The sequence below is a fragment of the Streptomyces seoulensis genome, from assembly GCF_004328625.1.
GTDB classification, from domain to species: Bacteria; Actinomycetota; Actinomycetes; order Streptomycetales; family Streptomycetaceae; genus Streptomyces; species Streptomyces seoulensis.
Genome location: NZ_CP032229.1, coordinates 3,031,543 through 3,051,283 on the forward strand (window position 1 = coordinate 3,031,543; position 19,741 = coordinate 3,051,283).

18 protein-coding genes and 1 tRNA gene are annotated in these 19,741 nt (G+C 73.2%); 12 read left to right on the top strand and 7 right to left on the bottom strand.

Translation table 11 applies throughout. The features are described 5' to 3' along the window. Window positions 1-123: 123 nt before the first annotated feature. Complete coding sequence (locus D0Z67_RS14145) at window positions 124-714, bottom strand: SigE family RNA polymerase sigma factor (RefSeq protein WP_031179151.1); 591 nt, start codon at window positions 712-714, stop codon at window positions 124-126. 553 nt (window positions 715-1,267) lie between these two features. Between D0Z67_RS14145 and D0Z67_RS14150 the strand changes: the two genes are divergently transcribed. Continuing rightward, complete coding sequence (locus D0Z67_RS14150; protein WP_031179150.1) at window positions 1,268-2,122, top strand: bifunctional DNA primase/polymerase; 855 nt, start codon at window positions 1,268-1,270, stop codon at window positions 2,120-2,122. 62 nt (window positions 2,123-2,184) lie between these two features. On the opposite strand, the gene D0Z67_RS14155 is transcribed toward D0Z67_RS14150, so the two are convergent. Further along, window positions 2,185-3,114: a LysR family transcriptional regulator gene (locus D0Z67_RS14155; protein WP_051887433.1), complete on the bottom strand. Its 930-nt coding sequence runs from the start codon at window positions 3,112-3,114 to the stop codon at window positions 2,185-2,187. Between the two features lie 116 nt (window positions 3,115-3,230). Here D0Z67_RS14155 and D0Z67_RS14160 point away from each other — a divergent pair, with 116 nt between their 5' ends. Next, window positions 3,231-3,620 (top strand): VOC family protein, encoded by a 390-nt coding sequence (locus tag D0Z67_RS14160; protein WP_234312571.1) that lies wholly within the window; start codon window positions 3,231-3,233, stop codon window positions 3,618-3,620. Between the two features lie 465 nt (window positions 3,621-4,085). Here the strand turns inward: D0Z67_RS14160 and D0Z67_RS14165 are convergent. Continuing rightward, window positions 4,086-4,172, bottom strand: a tRNA-Ser gene (locus tag D0Z67_RS14165). Between the two features lie 70 nt (window positions 4,173-4,242). After that, complete coding sequence (locus tag D0Z67_RS14170; RefSeq protein ID WP_031179147.1) at window positions 4,243-5,667, bottom strand: S1C family serine protease; 1,425 nt, start codon at window positions 5,665-5,667, stop codon at window positions 4,243-4,245. Between the two features lie 411 nt (window positions 5,668-6,078). On the opposite strand from D0Z67_RS14170, the gene D0Z67_RS14180 reads away from it, so the two are divergent. The 3 genes from D0Z67_RS14180 to D0Z67_RS14190 all read left to right on the top strand — a co-directional run bounded on the left by D0Z67_RS14180 (window position 6,079) and on the right by D0Z67_RS14190 (window position 8,708). Then, window positions 6,079-6,897: a glycerophosphodiester phosphodiesterase gene (locus D0Z67_RS14180; RefSeq protein WP_031179146.1), complete on the top strand. Its 819-nt coding sequence runs from the start codon at window positions 6,079-6,081 to the stop codon at window positions 6,895-6,897. A 58-nt stretch (window positions 6,898-6,955) separates the two neighbouring features. Beyond that, a complete protein-coding gene (locus tag D0Z67_RS14185; protein ID WP_078872997.1) occupies window positions 6,956-7,597 on the top strand; it encodes an ATP-binding protein in 642 nt (213 codons plus the stop codon). A gap of 139 nt (window positions 7,598-7,736) precedes the next feature. Next, window positions 7,737-8,708, top strand: coding sequence for a DUF5926 family protein (locus D0Z67_RS14190; protein WP_031179144.1), 972 nt, complete (start codon window positions 7,737-7,739; stop codon window positions 8,706-8,708). Window positions 8,709-8,929: 221 nt separating this feature from the next. Here the strand turns inward: D0Z67_RS14190 and D0Z67_RS14195 are convergent, their stop codons facing one another. Both D0Z67_RS14195 and D0Z67_RS14200 read right to left on the bottom strand, forming a co-directional pair. After that, a complete protein-coding gene (locus D0Z67_RS14195; RefSeq protein ID WP_199812120.1) occupies window positions 8,930-9,478 on the bottom strand; it encodes a hypothetical protein in 549 nt (182 codons plus the stop codon). Window positions 9,479-9,533: 55 nt separating this feature from the next. Then, window positions 9,534-10,199, bottom strand: coding sequence for a bifunctional DNA primase/polymerase (locus D0Z67_RS14200; RefSeq protein WP_031179142.1), 666 nt, complete (start codon window positions 10,197-10,199; stop codon window positions 9,534-9,536). Between the two features lie 619 nt (window positions 10,200-10,818). Here D0Z67_RS14200 and D0Z67_RS14205 point away from each other — a divergent pair. After that, complete coding sequence (locus tag D0Z67_RS14205; protein ID WP_031179141.1) at window positions 10,819-12,195, top strand: PP2C family protein-serine/threonine phosphatase; 1,377 nt, start codon at window positions 10,819-10,821, stop codon at window positions 12,193-12,195. A 137-nt stretch (window positions 12,196-12,332) separates the two neighbouring features. After that, a complete protein-coding gene (locus D0Z67_RS14210) occupies window positions 12,333-13,802 on the top strand; it encodes an aminopeptidase P family protein (RefSeq protein WP_031179140.1) in 1,470 nt (489 codons plus the stop codon). 44 nt (window positions 13,803-13,846) lie between these two features. Here D0Z67_RS14210 and D0Z67_RS14215 read toward each other — a convergent pair whose 3' ends face one another. Further along, window positions 13,847-14,296, bottom strand: coding sequence for an ATP-binding protein (locus tag D0Z67_RS14215; protein WP_031179139.1), 450 nt, complete (start codon window positions 14,294-14,296; stop codon window positions 13,847-13,849). 220 nt (window positions 14,297-14,516) lie between these two features. On the opposite strand from D0Z67_RS14215, the gene D0Z67_RS14220 reads away from it, so the two are divergent. The 5 genes from D0Z67_RS14220 (at window position 14,517) to D0Z67_RS14240 (ending at window position 19,734) form a co-directional block, all read left to right on the top strand. Continuing rightward, window positions 14,517-15,362 carry a hypothetical protein gene (locus D0Z67_RS14220; protein ID WP_031179138.1) on the top strand — a complete coding sequence of 282 codons (846 nt, stop codon included), beginning with the start codon at window positions 14,517-14,519 and terminating at the stop codon, window positions 15,360-15,362. A 147-nt stretch (window positions 15,363-15,509) separates the two neighbouring features. Continuing rightward, entirely contained in the window at window positions 15,510-16,259 is a 750-nt protein-coding gene (locus D0Z67_RS14225; RefSeq protein ID WP_031179137.1) for a YcnI family copper-binding membrane protein, read from the top strand. Between the two features lie 88 nt (window positions 16,260-16,347). Continuing rightward, entirely contained in the window at window positions 16,348-17,028 is a 681-nt protein-coding gene (locus D0Z67_RS14230; protein WP_031179136.1) for an SCO family protein, read from the top strand. Next, a complete protein-coding gene (locus D0Z67_RS14235; protein WP_031179135.1) occupies window positions 17,025-17,477 on the top strand; it encodes a copper chaperone PCu(A)C in 453 nt (150 codons plus the stop codon). Before D0Z67_RS14230 ends, D0Z67_RS14235 begins: the two co-directional genes overlap by 4 nt. Before the next feature lie 13 nt (window positions 17,478-17,490). Then, window positions 17,491-19,734 (top strand): copper resistance CopC/CopD family protein, encoded by a 2,244-nt coding sequence (locus D0Z67_RS14240; protein ID WP_031179134.1) that lies wholly within the window; start codon window positions 17,491-17,493, stop codon window positions 19,732-19,734. Window positions 19,735-19,741 lie beyond the last annotated feature (7 nt).

Genomic DNA, 19,741 nt, shown 5'->3' on the forward strand with positions numbered 1-19,741 from the left:
CGTCGGGGACCGACGACAACGCCGCAGATGTGCGTGCCAGGGCCCGCGTCGTCGAGCTGATCCAGACGACACCCCCTGAGGGCAGCGAAAGTCGCGCAGTGGGCTGCGCCTCGCGGCGGCCGCTCAGCGGGCCAGGCTCAGCTCGGGGTCCTCGCGGAGCTTGCCGAGGGCGCGGGAGACGGCGGACTTCACGGTGCCGACGGAGACGCCGAGCTGCTCGGCGGTCTGGGCCTCGCTGAGGTCCTCGTAGTAGCGCAGGACGACCATCGCCCGCTGGCGCGCGGGCAGGCGCATGATCGCCCGCCACATCGCGTCGCGCAGGGCCTGCCGTTCGGCCGGGTCGTCGGCACCGGGACGCGGCTCGGGCTCGGGCAGCTCGTCGCAGGCGAACTCGTCCACCCGCCGTCTGCGCCACTGCGAGGTACGGGTGTTGAGCAGGGCGCGTCGCACATAGCCGTCCAGCGCCCGGTGGTCCTCGATGCGCTCCCAGGCGACGTACGTCTTGGCCAGCGCGGTCTGCAGCAGGTCCTCGGCGTCGCTCGGATTGGCGGTGAGCGAGCGGGCGGTGCGCAGCAGGGCGGGGTGGCGGGCGCGGACGTAGGAGGCGAAGGAGGGGTAGAGCGAAGGGGTGGCCGGGGCGAGCCGGGGGTGGGGAAGAGTCTGCCGCGCTGGTGCGGCGGCGGCCGAGGCGCTGGTGCAGACGGGTGCGGTCATGTCTCCACGCTAGGAGCGGGCACGGCTCAAGGGATCGGCCGGAGGTCCCTAAGCCGGGTCCGCCTCAGGTTGTAGGGGTGGGGTTCGCCGGACCTCCTGAAGGTGGACTGGACCTCCACCCGGCCTGGGGGTTGTCCCGGAGGGGTCCCAGAAGCGGGGCGCGGGCGGGCGTACGACAGCGGCGCGACGGGCACCGAAGTGCCGGCCGCGCCGCTGTCATGACCCCGAAGCACACCCCGGCGGAGCCCCTCCCCAGGGACCCCGCCCCCGGCTCACCGGAGAGGTCCGCTGTGACTGCTGTCCATGTCTTCCTCCAGAACCAACTACGGCGTGAATCGGGGCGGTTGGCCGACCATCCCGACTCGTTCTCCTGCGGCGTCGCACCGGAGTACTGCCCGCCCCACCCCGCCCCAATCTCCCCAGGAGACAGGATTACCACGCAAGCGTGACGAGAAGTCGATAAACCCCCATCGCTACATTTCTCGCCCTTGCCGTCGATATCGGCCACCCCCGCCCACTTTCGCTCATCGAACGTTCGTACGACCATGGAGCCATGGCCACCTCCCACCGGCAGGCCACACCGCCGGCCCTCGCCCACGCGCTGTCGGCCGCCGCGCGCGGGCTGGCCGTCATCCCCCTGTCCCGTCGCAAGCTCCCGGCGCTGCGCTCCCCGCACCACGACGACCCCGCGCACCCGCCCTGCCACGGCGAGTGCGGGCGGCTCGGGCACGGGGTGCACGACGCCTCCGCCGACCCCGCCCGGGTCCGCGCCCTCTTCGCCGCCGCGCCCTGGGCCACCGGGTACGGCATCGCCTGCGGCCTGCCCCCGCACCACCTGATCGGCGTCGACCTGGACACCAAGCCCGGCACGGACTCCCCGGCCGCGCTGCGCGCCCTCGCGGTACGGCACGAGTTCACGATTCCGGCCACGGTCGTCGTCCTCACCCCGAGCGGCGGCCGTCATCTCTGGCTCACCGGGCCCCCGGACGTGGCGGTCCCCAACTCCGCAGGCCGGCTGGCGCCGGGCATCGACATCCGGGGCGCCGGCGGCTACCTGGTCGGCCCCGGCTCACGGGGCACGCGCGGTACGTACGCCACGGCACCCGGCACGGGCCGTCTCCGCCCGGCGCCCTGTCCCCCGGCCCTGCTGCGCCTGCTCCTGCCCCCACCGCCCCGCCCCTCGCGGGCCCACTCCGCCTCCGATGGCGCGGCCCTGCTCCACTTCGTCCGCACCGCACACGAGGGCGAGCGCAACTCCCGCCTGTTCTGGGCGGCGTGCCGGGCGTGGGAACAGGGGGTCGGGGCGGCGCTGGCGGGCCCCCTCCTGGACGCGGCCCGGGACGCCGGGCTGCCGGAGCCTGAGGCACGGGCGACGCTGGGGTCGGCGGCGCGGAGGGTGGGAGGTTAGGAGCCGTCTCCGGGGCGCGGGCCCGGCACGCCTGGCGGCGTTGGCGTCGGTCGCAGCCTCCCTCACGCTCGGCCGAGGGCACCGTCGGCCGGCTCGTGGCGGGGGCCCTGGCTCTGCGCCACGTCCGCTGCGGCTCGCACGAACTCCCGTACGCGCGCCGTCGTGTTGCCCTCCCGCCACACCGGCCCCCGGCGGATGGGCGGGGCGTCACGCAGAGGTACGTACGCGATGTCCGGGCGAGGGTAGTAGCGGCGGGAGTGCTCGCCCACCGGGAGGACGCCGAGGCCCAGGGCGACCAGGGTCAGCATCTCGGAGAACGAGGCACCGGCGGGGCCCTTGGGTACCGGGCGGCCCGAGGGGGTGCGGTCGGGGGTGCGGTCCCGTTTGAAGGCGGCGGAGGTGACCGCCGGGTACTGCACGACGGGGTGGTCCGCGAGCACCTCCAGCGAAACGGACTCCTCGCCCGCGAGCGGATGCCCGGCCGGGACGGCGAGCACCCGTCCCTCCACGAGCAGGGGAGCCCCGCAGGCCATGCCGTCGAAGGGGTACGAGGCGATCAGCACGTCGACCGAGCCGTCGAGCAGGCAGGCACGCGAGTCGGAGAGCTGCGCCTCCCGGACGACGACCCGGCACTCGGGATGCCGCTCGCGGAACAGCCTGACCGCCTTCAGCAGCGCGGGCGCCGTCCACTCCCCCAGGAAGGCGACCCGCAGCTCACCGGTGATCCCGCGGCTGGCGTCGGTGGCCCGGCGGAGGGCTTCCGCCATGCCGTCGACCAGGGGAACGAGGTCGTCGGCGAGGCGCTGTCCGACCGCTGTGAGCCGCACGCTCCTGCTATTCCGCTCGAACAACGGGCCCCCGATCCGCCGCTCCAGCTTCCTGATCACCTGGCTGACCCGCCCGGTCGTCACGCCCAGCCGCTCGGCGGCCCGCCCGAAGTGCAGCTCCTCCGCGAGCGTCAGGAAGGACTCGATCTCGAACCGCTCCAACACGCGTCCCCCCGGTGTTTAGTCAGGCTCAACGAGCCTGAGCAGATCAGCGCTTGATGTGACCCCGGCACCGGCGGATCGTGGAAACGTCTCCGCTCCCGCCCCCTCTGGAGGAAAAAGTGCCCGCCCTGCGCGTCAAGGCATTCGACCACCTGGTCCTCAACGTCGCCGACGTCGAACGCTCCCTCGCCTTCTACACCACCCTCCTCGGCCTCCAGCCCGAGAACGCCGACGAATGGCGCGCCGGCAAGGCCCCCTTCCCCTCCGTCCGCATCACCCCGGACACCATCATCGACATCGTCGAGGGCCCCCGCTCCGACTCCAACATCGACCACTTCTGCCTGGTCGTGGACCCCTTGGACTGGCCCGAGGTCATCGCCTCCGGCCGCTTCACCGTCCTGGAGGGCCCGGTCCAACGCTCCGGCGCGCGGGGCGAGGCGACGTCGATCTACGTGCGGGACCCGGACGGGAACACGATCGAGCTGCGGTGGTATCCGGAGGACGCGTAGCGCCGAACACGCAGAAGGGGCGCCCCCCTGATGAGGGGCGCCTGACTATGCGACGCGGTCGTGTGACTTCTGCGGCTCACGCCGCCTCACGGACTGGAGAACACCATGCCCCGCTGGGCAATCGTGATAGCTCACGGAGACGCGGAATCCTCTAGCTACCACATCCACAAGGAACTGGAAGGGACCGAAGGCGAAGCCCTGGCCGCGCTGTTGAGCACGGTTGAGGCCTTCCAAAAGGGCTTCCAGAGAGAAATCGATCAAGCGCCAGAGGCGACAAGTCTTCCGTGTCTCTGAGCGCAGCTACTTCGTCCGCGTCATGCACCCGGGCTACTCGGGCCAAGCCCACTTCACCCTTGCCGAACTCGTAGCCGACACCCACGACGACGACCTTCCCGACACGGTCATGCGGAAGGGGTGCCGCTCCGGAGAGGGCACCCCTTCTGACCTGCAACCTTCTGACCTCTGCGGAGGCGGTGGGATTTGAACCCACGGTGACATCGCTGCCACGACGGTTTTCAAGACCGTTCCCTTAGGCCGCTCGGGCACGCCTCCCCGCCGCCGCCCACCTGGGGCGGAGCGGGGTACAGCGTACCGGGAGAGGGGAGCGGGCGGGGGAGGTGGCTCAGCTGTCGCCGACGCGGGAGCCGAGGGTGAGGTCGACGGTGTGCTGGTCGCCGCCCCGGGTGTAGGTGACCTTGACCTTGTCGCCGGGCTTGTGGGTCCAGATCTCGCCGATCAGGGTGGGGCCGCTGTCGATGACGGAGTCGTCCAGCTTGGTGATGACGTCGCCCGGCTTGAGGCCGGCCTTGGCGGCGGGGCCGCCCGACTCGACCGCGTCCGCGCCGCCCGTGCCCTGGTCGGTGATCTTCGCGCCGTCGGTGGACTCCTCCAGCGAGACCGAGGCGCCGATCTTGGCGTACACCGGCTTGCCGTTCTTGATGAGCTGCTGGGCGACGTACTTGGCCTGGTTGATCGGGATGGCGAAGCCGAGGCCGATCGAGCCGGACTGGCCGGAGCCGAAGCTGCCCCCGCTGGTGGACTGGATCGCGGAGTTGATGCCGATCACCGCGCCGGAGGCGTTGAGCAGCGGGCCGCCGGAGTTGCCCGGGTTGATCGACGCGTCGGTCTGCAGGGCGCTCATGTAGGACGCCTTGCTGCTGGAGCTGCCGTCGCTGGAGGCCACCGGGCGGTTCTTGGCGCTGATGATGCCGGTCGTCACCGTGTTGGACAGCCCGAACGGGGCGCCGATGGCGATCGTCTCGTCGCCCACCGCGACCTGGTCGGAGTTGCCGAGGGAGAGCGGCTTGAGGTCCGAGGGCGCGTTCTTCAGCTTGATGACGGCCACGTCGTAGCCCTGGGCGTGCCCCACGACCTCGGCGGCGTACTTGCGGCCGTCCGGGAAGGTGGCGGACAGCTTGCCGCCGTCGACCGCCTCGGCGACCACGTGGTTGTTGGTGACGATGTGGCCCTGGGTGTCGAAGACGAACCCGGTGCCCGTGCCGCCCTCGCCGCTGGTGCTCTCCGCCTCGATGGTGACCGTGCTGGGCAGCGCCTTGGAGGCCACGCCCGCGATGGTGCCCGGCGCCCGCTTGACCTGCGAGGCGCCGTTGTCCGAGGCGGAGACGGTGGTGGAGCCCTGGCCGTCGTTGTCCTTGGCCAGGGTGTAGCCGAGGCCGCCGCCCAGACCGCCCGCGACCAGCGCGGCCACCAGCACCGCCGCGATCAGGCCGCCGCGCCCGCCGCCGGCCGGCTTCGGCGCCGGCTGCTGGTACGAGGCACCCCAGCCGCCGCCCGAGCCGCCCGCGCCCGCCTCGCCGTAACCCGGCGTGCCGGGGGGCGGCGGAGGCGGCCAGGAGCCCTCGGGGGCGCCGTAGGGCTGGTGGGCGCCGGGCCCGTACGGGTGCTGCTGCTCCGGCGGGCCGGGGGGCACCGGCGGAAGCTGAGCCGTCGCACCCGCGTCACCCTGCGGGGGAGCGGGAGATGCCACCGGCACAGGAGGTGCGGACGGGGCCGGGGGTACCGCGTTGCCCTCGTTCTCGGTGCTCACAGCTCTTCTCTCCTCGATCCACGGCTGTTGTCGTCGGTCGCGCTCGGTCGAACTCGATCATGCTCGGTCGCCACCGGTCGCGTCACGTCGTATACGGGTCGCTCACGGTCGCGCAGCTCCATGGTCGGTCATGCCCGTGGCCGCGTGCACGCCCGTCACCCGAGACGCGCGGACCGGCGCGGCAGGGCCGCGCATGGTCCCGTGTGTGTTCCTGTTGTACGCACTCAGCTTTTCCCACGGGCCGTCAGGGCACCGTAAGCGGTCCCTGTGGGACTGCGGAGACCCTTTATATAAGACTTGTCGGGCATAAGTGAGATAAGTATGCACGCAGGGCCGCCCGGTGGCGCACTCCTCCCGGTCGCCTGCCCACGCGCGCGCCGCACCACCCCCGGTCGGTGGCACCATGACGCGGTGACCCACGCACCACACCACACGATCCAGGTCGTCGCCCACCGTGGAGCCTCCGAGGACGCGCCCGAACACACCCTCGCCGCCTACCGCAAGGCCATCGAGGACGGCGCCGACGCCCTGGAGTGCGATGTGCGGCTCACCGCCGACGGACATCTGGTCTGCGTCCACGACCGCCGGGTGAACCGCACCTCCAACGGCCGGGGCGCCGTCTCCGCCCTGGAGCTGTCCGACCTCTCGGCACTGGACTTCGGCTCCTGGAAGGGCCGCGCGGGCCGGGACGAGGAGCCCGACTGGGAACACCGGCCCGAGGACCGCGAGGAGACCTCCGTCCTCACCCTGGAACGCCTGCTCCAACTGGTCGCCGACGCCGGACGCCGGGTCGAGCTGGCCATCGAGACCAAGCACCCCACCCGCTGGGCCGGCCAGGTCGAGGAACGGCTGCTCGCCCTGCTGCGCCGGTACGGGCTGCACGCCCCCGCCTCCCCCGAAGCCTCCCCGGTGCGCGTGATGAGCTTCTCCGCCCGCTCCCTGCACCGGGTGCACGCCGCCGCCCCGACCCTGCCCCTGGTGCTCCTCGCCCAGTTCGCCACCCCGCGCCTGCGCGACGGGCGCCTCCCCGAGGGCGTCACCATCGCGGGCCCCTCCCTGCGCATCGCCCGCAGTCACCCGGCGTACGTACGGCGGCTCAAGGAGGCCGGTCACCAGGTGCACGTCTGGACGGTGAACGAGCCCGCCGACGTGGACCTCTGCGTGGACCTGGGCGTGGACGCCATCATCACCAACCGCCCGCGCGAGGTGCTCGGCCGCCTCGGCCGCTGACCCTTCTCCGGACCCGGGGAGTGCTCCGGCGCGTTCGCCTTCCGCACGGACATGACGAATGCGTCGCCGGAACGAGACTGGCCGGTTTCCGGTTCAGGCCGATGGGGCATCCACACCGTGGCGTGGGGCGAAGGAGGTCTCGGGGGTGGCGTTGGTGGTGGCACAGGAAGTGCCCGCGTCGTCGAGCATGGCCGTACCTCATGGCCCTGCCGGCGTGGGGAAGGCGAGGCACCGGATGCGTGCGCAGCTGCGCGGCGGCGGGGTCCCGGAACCGGTCGTGGACGACGCCGTGCTGATTCTGTCGGAGCTGCTGAGCAACGCGTACCGGCACGGACGCCCGCTGGGCGGCGCCCGCGCGGGCGACGGCGCGGTGCGCGCGGACTGGCGGATCGACCCGCGCGGACGGCTCATCGTGGAGGTCACCGACGGCGGCGGCCCGACCCGCCCCGCCCCGGCCACCCCCTCGGTCACCGCACACGGCGGCCGCGGCCTGAGCATCATCGACGCGCTCGCCGACGACTGGGGCGTACGGGACGACGTACCGGGCGAGGTGACGGTCTGGGTGGTGGTCCACGCCGACGTGCACGATCCCGATGCCGGCGCCCCGCTCGAATCTTTCGCTACGCGCGTCACCACCCCCGCGCCGGTCGCCGCGCTGGCCGAACTCGGCTTCACGGAGGCGCTGGAGAGCCTGGACTGAACGGGTGGCCCGGAAAGGCCGGATGTCCACAGGCACCGCCCGCCTCCGACCGCGCTCGTCCACAGGTTCCCGTGCCCCATGGCCCGAACGACTAGGCTCCCGCCCGTACGAGACCAGCCGTTACCGGGAGACAGCCACGATGGCCAAGAAGCGACCCCAGACCAAGAGCAGCCGCCCGCAGCCGCACGGCGCCGGGGGCGAGGTTCCGGTCGTCGGTGCCCGCGAGGCGTGCCCCTGCGGCAGCGGCCGCCGCTACAAGGCGTGCCACGGCCGCGCGGCCGCGCACGCGGCGACCGAGCTGGTGCAGCGCCCCTTCGAGGGCCTGCCCGGCGAGTGCGACTGGGTGGCGCTGCGCGAGCTGGTCCCGGCCGCCACCGTCGAACTGACCCTGAAGGACGGCCTGCCCGAGGGCGTCCCCTCGGTCACGCTGGCCACCGTGCTGCCGATGGCGTGGCCCGCGCTGCGCCGTGACGACGGCTCGGTGCTGCTGGGCCTGCAGAACGACACCGCCTCCGGGGACATCAGCCGCGACCTGGCCGACACCCTTCAGCGGGCCCTGGTGGCCGAGCCGGGCACTCCGGTGGAGGGCCGCCGCGCCCCATCCGGCGCGCCCCGGCTCCAGGACCTGCTGGCGGCCGAGGGCGCCTTCGAGCCGGTCGTGCACAGCGGGTTCGAGTTCTGGGTGCCGGACGCGGAGAACGCGACGCCCGAGGTGGCCGCCTCCCTGGAGCGGGCCAACTCCGCCGCGATCCCCACGGTCAAGCTGGCCGGGGTGGACGCCGCGTACTGGTGCGAGACCCCGGAGAAGAACCACCTGCGCTGGGTCATGCCGCACGAGGAGGAGCACCTGCTGGACGCCCTGGCCCGGCTGCACGCGGCGGGCACGTCCAGCCTGGGTGAGGGCACCCGCCTGGTCGGCTCGTTCCGTGCGCACGGGCTGACCGTGCCGGTGTGGGACCTGCCGAGCGGGGTCGGCGCCGAGGAGATCGAGAAGCCGGCCGCCCAGTTCGCCGAGCGGCTGGCCGCTGCCCTCGCGGTGACCGAGCCGCTCACCCCGGAGGAGCGGCGGGCGCGCGGCGGCCTCACCAACCGGCAGGTCACCCTGAGCTGACTGCCACTCAGGCCCTGCCGGGCCGGGAGCATGGGAACGGGTGACGCCTGTCACAACTCCTCGATGTGACAAGCGAATCGGTGTCCGAACGGGCCGGACCGAATTTGCGAACCGCCGATCTCTTGTTACCGTTCCAGTAGCCCGGTTGCTGGTGCATCCCCCGTCGCCAGCAACCGGGCCTTTCCATGCCCGCGCCCGGCCGGCTCGACAGCAGTCGACTCTCAACTACCGTTTACGTCAACGGAGTTGCTGGCAGAGCGGAGCAGCAGCGGGCCCTCGGCGCCGCGCGCGAACTCGGATACGGCCGTGTACAAGGCACCCGCGCCCCGCGTGCGCTCACGCGGGGTCTCACAGGTGGCGGGGGCGTCGTCCGCGCCGGTGGCACAGGTCGTGCGCACGGCCAGCCCGTCCGGGCCCAGCAGACTCAGATAGGCGTCCAGGGCATCGCCGGTGGTGTTGCGGTAGTAGACCCGCGCCCAGGTGTCGCCGCCCCGCGTCAGGACACAGGTCTGCGCCTCCAGCCCGTCGGGCGAGGCGAGTTCGGGACCGCAGCGGGTGCGGGTGATCGCGTCCGGGGCGTCCAGAGCGTTCGGGGCGTCCGGGGCCTCCGGGGAAGAGGGCGCCGAAGCCGTACGTCCGCTCTCCCCCTGCTCCGCCGACGCCCCGCCCAGCGGCAGCAGCAGCGCCGCCGCGACGAGGCCCGCCAGGGCGGAGGTACGGAGCGGTCCGGCTCCCGGCCCGCCCGCGCGGGACCGGTGATTTCGCAGCATGGGCGGAACATAACGAGCGCGCGCGGCCCGCAGGCCCCGCGCGCCCCCGACACCCCTACAACTCGGGCGCGCTCACACCCGTACGAGTGAGCACCTCGACCACGGCGTCCACCACGGCCTCCACGTCGGGCAGCCACGGGGAGGCGGAGCCGGGGAGCGGGGCGCGCTCCCAGCGGACCTCGCCGGGGCCGGTGACGGAGGGCGGGAGGGCGAGGTAGCCGCCCTCGCCGTGGAAGCGGAGCGAGCCGGGGACGAAGTCCTTGGCGTACAGCAGTTCGCCCAGCTGCTCCATGGAGTAGGGCTTCACGAGGATCGCCCAGCGGTGCGGGGCGGCGACGACCGGGCCGAGCCGCATGCCGCGCCGGTCCAGCAGCGCGAGCGCGCGGGCTCCCGCCACGGCGGGCAGGCTGACCGCGCAGGGGGCCTGGCCGCCGGTGGCGAGGACGATCGGCGCGTCCGGCCGGCTGGTCCACCACCAGCGCACCATGCGGGCGTCGGTGGTGGCCGCGAGCAGATCGGGGTCACCGGGATGGGCGCCGGGAACCGTGCAGGCCGGGTCGGGGCAGGAGCAGCCGGCCGGGCCCCGCGGATCGGGGGCGATGCCCGGCAGTACGGGCCACCGCCATGTCGCCGCGAAGGTCGAGGCCGCGTCGATCAGCGCCGGGCCGTCGTCGCCCCGCCGGGGCGGAAGGCCGCTTCGGCTTCCGAGGATCTCGCGCATGAGCGCTCGTTCCTTTCCGTTGCACCGCTGGCAACACCGTGGACATCACAACATGTGTGGATCACTTCACTGTGCGTACCTGTTGGCGCATCACGCCCCCGCGTACGGCGGGGGAACCCCCAGGGATGGAACAACGGCCGCGTCCGACGTGCGGTTCTGCAGACGTGCGGTTCTTCGGGAGCACGGACACGGCACGGGGGTGGCGAAGTCTGGCGTTTGCCGTCGCGCGTGTTTCTCTCCGCCTCCGCCACGGGAGGATGGGGCTCGGTCGTCGGTGGTTATGACGTCCGGGTCCTTCGCCAGGTTCCGGGCGGCCTGTGGCCACCCCTGGGCTTCTCTCGAGTACGTACCCCGCACGACCGTGGTGACGCTCCGTCGAGCAGGGCCAGTCGACCGCAATGAGGCTTCACCCGAGGCAGTTTCCAGCCAACTTGCCAGTAGGGCAAGGGGTTCCGGGCAATCGCCCCGGCACCCCACCAACACCAGGAATCCCCGCAGGACAATGCTGGACATCCCCTCACGAGTGCGTGTACATGTGGAGACACTGCTGGCGGCGCAGAATCACATGGGGGTTTGCGATGCTTTTCAGTAAGACGCACCGGTCCGAGAGCCGGACACCATGAACGCCCCGCACCCTCCGAAAGTGGCCGGAATCGATCCCACGGTTCCCCCTCCCGCCCACACTGTCGCGCCCGCACCCCCCGCCCCGGGAGCCGGTCCGGCCCCGGACGTCCCGGGAGGCACCCCGCCTCCCGTCGCCGCCCCGGAGGCCCCCGGCAGCCTGCTCCAGGACCGGCTGGCCGGCTGGGTCTCCGACCTCACCACCCTCCATGAGCTGACCGAGCGGATGTCCCGAACATCCGCCCTGCCAGCCGCACTTGAGGAACTGCTGCGCGCCGGTGCCGCCCTCGTGGGCGCCCGGCGCGGTCTCGTCGTACTGGAACCCGGCGACGGACTCGGCCCCCGCACCACCGTCGGCCTCGGCCTCGGCCGCGCCGACCTCGGCCACATCGAGACCGTCCCGCGCGACGCCCTGCTGACCGGCACCGCCGACCTCCTCGCCGAGCCCGGCCTCGACCCCCGCCACCGCGAGGTCGCCGCCCGCCTCGGCTACGCCGCCAGCCACGCGCTGCCGCTGGCCACCGACACGGCCCACCTCGGCGCCGCCGTCTGGCTCTACGACGAACCGGCCGCCCCCGACGAACACCACAGACATCTGACCGCGCTCTACCTCCGCCAGGCCACCGAGCACCTCGCCCTGCTGCTGGAGGTGGAGCGCGCCCGGCTGGACACCGCGGTCCTCACCGAGGAGCTGCTCCCCTCCCGGCTCCCCCGCGTCCCCGGTGTCCAGCTCGCCGTCCGGCACCGCACCGGCCCGCGCGGCGGCGGCGACTGGTACGACGCGCTGCCGCTGCCCGACGCCGCGCTCGGCCTCTCCGTCGGCTCCGTCACCGGCAGCGGTCCCGGCGCGGTCGCCGCGATGGGCCGGCTCCGCGCCTCCCTGCGGGCGTACGCCGTGATGGAGGGCGAGGACCCGGTGGCCGTCCTCTCCGACCTGGAGCTGCTGCTCCGGCTGACCGAGCCCGCCCGCTCGGCCACCGCCCTGTTCGCCTACTGCGAGCCCGCCGCGCGCCGGGTCACCCTCGCCGGTGCCGGGCACAGCCCGCCGCTGCTCATCGGGGAGCGCCGCACCGAGTACGCCGAGACCTCCCTGTCCGCCCCGCTCGGCATGCTCGCCTGCTGGGAGGCGCCCAGCGTGGAGTTCGGCGTCCAGCCCGGGGAGACGGTCCTGCTCTACACCGACGGGCTGCTCCGCCGTACCGGCGACGCCATGGACCGGGCCTTCGCCCGGCTGCACGCGGCCGCGGCAGGCGTGCCGCGCGCCCTGCGCGCCGACCCCGGCGCCGTCGCCGACCACGTCCTCACCACCCTCCTGCCCGAGGGCACCGCGGCCGGCGACGAGGACGTGGTGCTGCTGGCGGCCCGCTTCGACTGAGCACGCACGGGCACGGACGGCCACGACCGGTCCGGTTTCGGTACGAACGTACGATGATGGGGGCACCCCTGCTCGGGCATGGACGCGAGCGCCGCGTGCCCCCTGGGGGACATCACACGCCGTACCGAGGAGGATCAGTGTCCGACGAGCTCAACCCGGCCGTTCCCGACGAGGCCACCGAGGCCGAGGAGCCCATCAAGCAGCGCAAGAACGGCCTCTACCCCGGTGTCTCCGACGAGCTGGCGGAGAACATGCGCTCCGGCTGGGCCGACACCGAGCTGCGTGACCTGGCGCCGATCCCGCAGGCCGCCGACACCGCGCGCCGCCGCGCCGCGCTGTCCGCCCGCTTCCCCGGCGAGCGCCTGGTGATCCCCGCGGGCAACCTGAAGACCCGCTCGAACGACACCGAGTACGCCTTCCGCGCCGCCACCGAGTACGCCTACCTCACCGGCGACCAGACCGAGGACGGCGTCCTGGTCCTGGAGCCCGCGGCCGGCGGCGGCCACGAGGCGACCATCTACCTGCTGCCCCGCTCCGACCGCGAGAACGGCGAGTTCTGGCTCTCCGGCCAGGGTGAGCTGTGGGTCGGCCGCCGCCACTCGCTGACCGAGTCGCAGGCGCTGTACGGCATCCCCGCCGCCGACGTGCGCGAGCTGGCCGGCGCGCTGCGCGAGGCCACCGGCCCGGTGCGCGTGGTGCGCGGGCACGACGCCGCGATCGAGGCGGCGCTGACCGACAAGGTCACCGCCGAGCGCGACGAGGAGCTGCGCGTCTTCCTCTCCGAGGCCCGCCTGGTCAAGGACGAGTTCGAGATCGGCGAGCTGCAGAAGGCCGTCGACTCCACCGTGCGCGGCTTCGAGGACGTGGTGAAGGTCCTCGACAAGGCCGAGGCCACCTCGGAGCGCTACATCGAGGGCACCTTCTTCCTCCGCGCGCGCGTGGAGGGCAACGACATCGGCTACGGCTCGATCTGCGCCTCCGGCGCGCACGCCTGCACCCTGCACTGGGTGCGCAACGACGGCCCGGTCCGCTCCGGCGACCTCCTGCTGCTCGACGCCGGCGTGGAGACCCACTCCCTCTACACCGCCGACGTCACCCGCACCCTCCCGGTCGACGGCACCTACACCGACCTCCAGCGCAAGATCTACGACGCGGTGTACGAGGCCCAGGAGGCCGGCATCGCCGCGGTGAAGCCCGGCGCCAAGTTCCGCGACTTCCACGACGCCTCCCAGCGCGTGCTCACCGAGAAGCTGGTCGAGTGGGGCCTGGTCGAGGGCCCGGTCGAGCGCGTCCTGGAGCTGGGTCTCCAGCGCCGCTGGACCCTGCACGGCACCGGCCACATGCTCGGCATGGACGTCCACGACTGCGCGGTCGCCCGCACCGAGGCGTACGTCGACGGCACGCTGGAGCCCGGCATGGTCCTCACCGTCGAGCCCGGCCTGTACTTCCAGGCCGACGACCTGACGGTGCCCGAGGAGTACCGGGGCACCGGCGTCCGGATCGAGGACGACATCCTCGTCACCGCCGACGGCAACCGGAACCTCTCGGCGGGCCTGCCGCGCCGCTCGGCGGACGTCGAGGCGTGGATGGCGTCGCTCAAGGGCTGACAGCGCGACGAAGGGCCGAGGCGGCTCTCAGGAAGAAGGACCCCTCACGCGGTGAGCAGTGAGGGGTCCTTCTTCCATTTCAGGATCTTGTCGAAGCTGACCACCGTGCCGGTGCGGCCCGGCCGGGCGCCGATGTGGACGTGGTCGGCCAGCTCCCGGATCAGACACAGGCCCCGCCCGTCCTCGGCGTCCACGCGGGCCATCCGGATGCCCACGGCGGGGGCGGTCGCGACGCCGGGACCCGAGTCGGCCACCTCGATGCGGCACTTCTCGCCGTCCAGATAGGCGGTCACCCGGTACGCCTCCGCGTGCTCCCCGCGCGCGGTCCCGCCGTGCTCGACGGCGTTGGCGCACGCCTCGGTGAGGGCCACGGAGATGTCGTACGAGACGTCGGGGTCGACCCCGGCCGTCTCCATGGTGCCGATCAGCAGGCGCCGGGCGAGCGGGACGCTCGCGGCATCGCGGCGCAGATGGAGTGACCACCAGATGCTCATGCTCCAGCCTCCTGGCCGCGGCTCGACATACCGATACCTATTGCCGCGCCCGAGCGCCCGTAAGCCCCCAAGTGACGTGATGCCGCCCATATGGTCGATGTGCGCCGGGACGAATCGGGGTATGAGGTACGCCGGCCCCGGCGGACGCGCTCCACGGTGGCGTGATCCGGCGGCCCTGCCTCGGGGGTGCGGCGGGCGCAGTGCGATGATGAGCCCCGCCATGAGTGCCCCTCGTCCGCGCACGGCGCGACCCGGACCCCGTGTCCGGCTGCTGCGGGCCGCGGTCTTCGCCGCGGTCTGTGTCGTGCTGGCCGCCGCCGGGCACACCACGGCCTCCTGCGCCAACGTCCCGCTGTGGACGCTGGGCGCCGGGTTCGCGGGCTCCCTGCTGGTCATGGCGCCGCTCGCCGGCCGGGCCCGCTCGGTGCCCGCCATCGCGGCCCTCCTCGCCCTCGGCCAGGTCGCCCTGCACACGCTGTTCGGCCTCGGCCAGCACACCGCGCAGCCCATGGCCGCCATGGGGACCACGCACTCCGGCGCCGCCGACGACGCGATGGTGCAGCGGGCCGCCCAGCTGCTGTGCGGCTCGGGACCGGCCACCCTCACCCCGGGCCACGCCTACCGGCTGCTGCTCGACGCCCGTCTCATCGACGCCTCGGGCCGCTTCACCGGGCACGCGGCGACCGGCGGGCACGCCTCCGACCTGGCCGGCTCCCCGGCCGGCTCGATGCCGTCGGCGCTCTCGCTGCTCTCGCTGCCGATGCTTCTCGGCCACCTCCTGGCGGCGCTCGCCCTCGGCTGGCTGCTGCGCCGGGGTGACCTGGCCGTGCTGCGGCTGGTCGAGCTGTCGACGCACGGGGTCGCGGAGGGCGCGCTCGTCCGCTCCCTGCGCGCCGCGCTCGCGCTGACCCGCGCCCTGTACGCCGGGCTGCTGCCCGCGACCGGGCCCGCCCCGCGCCCGCGCCGTGCCGAGCGGGACGAGGCACCGGTCCCGCAGGCCGCCGCGCTCCAGCACTCGGTGATCCGGCGCGGCCCGCCCGCCGACGCGTTCCGACTCGCCGCCTGACGCGACCACCGCTCCCGTACGTACGAGGAGGGGAGGGGCCGCCGTCGTGCGGCACGCGCGCGTGCGCCTCGTCGTACGCGGTACGCGCACCCCTCACCGTCACCGGGCTCAGCACCGGACCTCGCTCAAGAGCGGAGTTTTCCCAGCATGCAGATCTCCCGTAGCGCCTCCCGTGTCACCGCCGCCGTCGCCGTGGCGGGCGCGACCGTCCTCGCCGTGTCGGTCCCCGCCTTCGCGCACGTCAGCGTGCAGCCGGAGGGCACCGCGGCCAAGGGCGGCTACGCCACCGTCGACTTCAAGGTCCCCAACGAGCGCGACAACGCCTCCACCACCAAGATCGAGGTCAACCTCCCCGCCGACCACCCGCTGGCCTCCGTCATGCCGCAGCCGGTGCCGGGCTGGAGCGTGAAGGTGACCAAGTCCAAGCTGGACAAGCCGCTCACCATGCACGGCGAGAAGATCGGCGAGGCCGTCACCAAGGTCACCTGGACCGCCGACGGCAAGGGCATCGAGCCGGGCTACTTCCAGAAGTTCCCGCTCTCCCTGGGCGCGCTGCCCGAGGACACCGACCAGCTCGTCTTCAAGGCGATCCAGACGTACTCCAACAAGGAGGTCGTCCGCTGGATCGAGGTGCCGAAGGAGGGCCAGGACGAGCCGGAGAACCCGGCCCCGACCCTGGCGCTGTCCGCCGCGACCGACGACCACCACGGCACGTCGGCCGCCGCCGGTGACGACGCCAAGAGCGGTGACAAGGACGACGACGCTCACCAGGAGGCGGCCGCCGACTCCGACGGCGGCACCGACACCACCGCCCGGGTGCTGGGCATCGTCGGCATCGTGATCGGCATCGCGGGCGTGGCCTACGGCGTCCTCGCGGGCCGCCGCCGCACCGCCTGACCTCATCTGATCCGCGCGTACCGGGCCGTGCCGGCCCGGTACGGCCCCGGTGCGCGCGGGAGTTCTCGACCCCCTGGGACATCTCTCCATGCTCTCTCCGCTTCATCCGCTTGCCCCGCGCAAGAAGACCCTGGCCGCGGCCGCGCTGCTGGCCGTCGCCGCCTTGACCCTGTCCGCCTGCGGCAGCGGTGACGACTCCTCCTCACCCGTCTCCGTGGTCTCCGAGGAAGGCGGCTCCGACAAGGCCGCCACCGTCCTCGACCAGCCCTTCGCCAAGCCCGATCTGGTCCTCACCGACACCCACGGCAAGAAGTACGACCTGCGGGCCGAGACCAAGGGCCACCCGACGCTCGTCTACTTCGGCTACACCCACTGCCCCGACGTGTGCCCGACGACGATGAGCAACATCGCCGTCGCCATGAAGGCGCTGCCCAAGGCCGAGCAGGACGATCTGCGCGTCGTCTTCGTCACCACCGACCCCGGCCGCGACACCCCCGCCGAGCTGGGCACCTGGCTCAAGAGCATCGACCCGCGCTTCACCGGCCTGACCGGCGACTTCTCCACCATCCAGGCGGCCGCCCGCTCGCTCGGCATCTCGGTCGAGCCGACCAGCAAGGACAAGAACGGCAAGACCGTCTCCGTCCACGGCACCCAGGTCATCGCCTTCTCCCCGAAGACGAACGGCGGCTACGTCCTCTACGGCGAGGAGGCCACCGTCGACGACTGGACCCGGGACCTGCCCAAGCTCGTGCGCGGGGCGAAGCCGTGAGGCGGGCCGCGCTGCCCGTCACCGCCCTCGCCGCCGCCCTCGCCCTCGCGGGGTGCGGCTCCGGACAGGGGTCCGGCGAGCCCGAGCTGTCGGTGAGCGCCACCTACATGCCCCAGCCGGTCGCCGCCGACATGGCCGCGGGCTTCCTCACCGTCACCAACAAGGGCGGCGAGCAGGACGAGCTGACCTCGGTCAGCAGCGACATCGGCCGGGTCACCATGCACTCCACCAGCGGCGGCACCATGGCCGAGCGCACCTCCTTCGCGGTGCCCGCGCACGGCCGGCTCGTCTTCAGAAGCGGCGGCAACCATCTGATGTTCGAGCAGCTCAAGCAGAAGCCGCGTCAGGGCCAGACCGTCAAGGTCAGACTGGGCTTCGCCCGGTCCGGTCCGCTCACCGTCGAGATGCCGGTGCGGTCCGCCACGTACAACCCGTCGACCGGACACTGAGGGAGGGACCACCTTGACGCGGACCATCACCCCCCGGCTGCGCACCCTGGTACTGCTGCTCCTCGCCGTCACCGGCGCGCTGTTCGCGGGCGCCGCGCCCGCCTCCGCGCACGCCGCGCTGACCGGCAGCGATCCCGCGCAGGGGGTGGTGGTCGACCGGGCACCCACCCAGATCTCGCTCACCTTCTCCGAGCAGGTGGCGTTGGGCGACAACTCGCTGCGCGTGCTCGACCCCAAGGGCAAGCCGGTCCAGTCCGGCAAGCCCGCGAACGTCAGCGGCACCACCTACGCGGTCCGGCTGCGCACCGGCCTCGCGGACGGTACGTACACCGTCGCCTACCAGGTCGTCTCGGCCGACAGCCACCCCGTCGCCGGGGCCTACACCTTCTCCATCGGCGCGCCCTCGCGCACCGTCGTCTCCTCCGACACGGGCGCGGGCGTGGGCGGCGGGACCGTGGGCTGGCTGTACGCCGTCGGGCGGTACCTGTCGTACGCGGGCTTCATCGTGCTGACCGGCGGCGCCGCCTTCGTGCTGGCCTGCTGGCGGCCGGGCGCGGGGGTACGGGCGCTGCAGCGGCTCGTGGTCGGCGGCTGGCTGACGCTCACCGCGGCCACGCTGGGGCTGCTGCTGCTCCGGGGGTCGTACACCTCCTCGGGCAAGCTCGGGGACGTCTTCGACCTCGAACTGCTCGGGCAGGTGCTCCAGACCAAGACGGGGGCCGCGCTGGTCTCCCGGCTGCTGCTGCTCGCCGCCGCCGCGCTGTTCGTCGCGGTGCTCTTCGGGGCGCACGCACGGCGGGAAGAAGAGGCGGGCGCCGACGAGGACGCGGCCGCCGAGCGGCGTGACCTGGGCTTCGGGCTCGCCATCGGCGGGATCGTCGTCGCGGCCGGGCTCGCGGCGAGCTGGGCGATGGCCGAGCACGCGTCCACCGGGCTCCAGCCGGGCATCGCCATGCCGGTCGACATCGTGCATCTGCTCGCCGTCGCCTGCTGGTTCGGCGGTCTGACCGCACTGCTCGTCGCTCTGTACCGGGCCCCCGCCGACACCCCGCTCGGCACGGATGCCGTGCGGCGCTTCTCGCGGGTCGCCTTCGGTTCCGTGCTGGCCCTGGTCGCGACGGGCGTCTACCAGTCCTGGCGCCAGCTCGGCTCCTGGTCGGCCTTCACGGACACCCGGTACGGACAGCTGCTGCTGATCAAGCTGGGTCTCGTGGCGGTCATGGTGGGGCTGGCATGGATCTCACGGCGGTGGACGGGGCGGCTGGCGGAAGGGGGTACGGCTAGGGCCGAGGCGGCCACGGATGCCCCGTCGTCCGAGGCGCAGGAGCAGACGCCCATCGCCGCCCCCGCCCCCGACGCCGAGCGGGCCGCCGTTCCTGCCGGCGCCGCAGCCACCGAGGCCGGCGGAGTGGGGCAGGCCGGGAAGGGTGAGGCATCCACGACGACCACCGAGCCGACCGGCGACGAGCGGGCGCCCTTGGCCGCCGCTGCCCCGGCCGGCGTCGCAACCTCCGGGCCGGGCGGGAAGGGTGAGACTTCGCCGGCATCCGCCCCCGGCGCCGAGCGGGCCACCGTTCCTGAGCAGGCGTCCCGCTCCGCCGCCGTGTCGACCGGCACTGTCGCTGCCGGGCAAGTGAAGAAGGGCGAGGCTTCTGCGGGGGTGGCCGAGGCCGACCCCGGCCGGGCCGCTCAGCTGGCGCGGCAGCAGGCTGCCGTCGAGGCCGCGCGGCAGAAGCGGGTGCGGGATGCCGATCCGGGGCGGGCGGGGCTGCGGCGGTCGGTGCTGGCGGAGGCGGGGGTCGCTGTGGTGCTGCTTGCGGTGACCACCGCGCTGACGCAGACCGAGCCGGGCCGTACCGAGCAGGAGGCCAGGGCGGCGACCGCGCCGGCCGCGAGTTCACCGGCCGACACCTCCGGCGCCCTCACCCTGGACATGCCCTTCGACACCGGCGGCACGAACGGCAAGGGCCTGGTCCGGATCGACCTCGACCCCGCCCGCGTCGGAGCCAACGAGATGCACCTGTACGTCCAGCGGCCGAACGGCCGCCCGTACGACATCCCCGAGGTGAAGGTCGCCCTCACCCTGAAGGCCAAGAAGATCGGTCCGCTCCCGGTGGCCCCGGAACACATCACCACCGGCCACTGGGCGGCGGACGGTGTCCAGGTCCCCATGGCGGGAGACTGGGAGGTCGCCGTCACCGTACGGACCTCCGACATCGACCAGGTGACCGTCTCCAAGAACGCGCAGATCGGCTGAACCGCAC